The 706-nt window shown below is 65.6% G+C and carries 1 protein-coding gene; it reads right to left on the bottom strand.

Going from position 1 to position 706, the window contains the following annotated elements; translation table 11 throughout:
* On the bottom strand, positions 1-644 hold a 644-nt coding region (locus MTF65_RS30060), incomplete at its 3' end, for a phosphopantetheine-binding protein (protein WP_407077172.1).
* Between the last annotated feature and the right edge of the window lie 62 nt (positions 645-706).

Here is a 706-nt window from a genome sequence, read left to right as displayed (position 1 = left end):
CCCACGTCCAGACGCCGCGCCAGGCCCTCCACAGTCGGCGCCTCGAACAGCGACCGGATCGACACCTCGACATTCAGCACCGACCGGATACGACTAATCAGCTGCGTACCCAGCAGCGAATGACCACCCAGATCGAAGAAGTTGTCCCCGACCCCCACCGAAGACACACCCAGCACCTCGGCGAACAGCTCACACAGAATCTCCTCGAAGGGGCCCTGCGGCGCCCGGCCGCCACCACCCTCCAGCACCGGAACCGGCAGAGCGGCCCGGTCCAGCTTCCCGTTCGACGTCAGCGGGAACGCCTCCAGGACGACCACGGCCGCCGGAACCATGTACTCCGGCAAGCTCTCACCCACAAAAGCACGCAGCTCACCCGCGACCAGGTCAACCCCGTCCTCAGGCGTCACATACGCGACCAGCATCTCCTCACCGGGCTTCACCTCCCGGGCCACGACCACCGCGCCCCGCACACCCGGATGACCACCCAGCACCGTATCGATCTCACCGAGCTCGATACGGAAACCACGGATCTTCACCTGGTGGTCAATACGCCCCACATAATCCAGCTGACCATCCGCCCGCCACCGCACCAGGTCACCCGTCCGGTACATCCGCGAACCCGCCGGACCAAACGGATCAGCCACAAACCGCTCAGCGGTCAAACCCCGCCGATTGACATAACCACGCGCCAACCCGCCACCCGACA

The organism is Streptomyces sp. APSN-46.1, from assembly GCF_022815725.1.
Lineage (GTDB): Bacteria > Actinomycetota > Actinomycetes > Streptomycetales > Streptomycetaceae > Streptomyces.
This window is presented reverse-complemented; position numbering and strand designations above follow the sequence as displayed.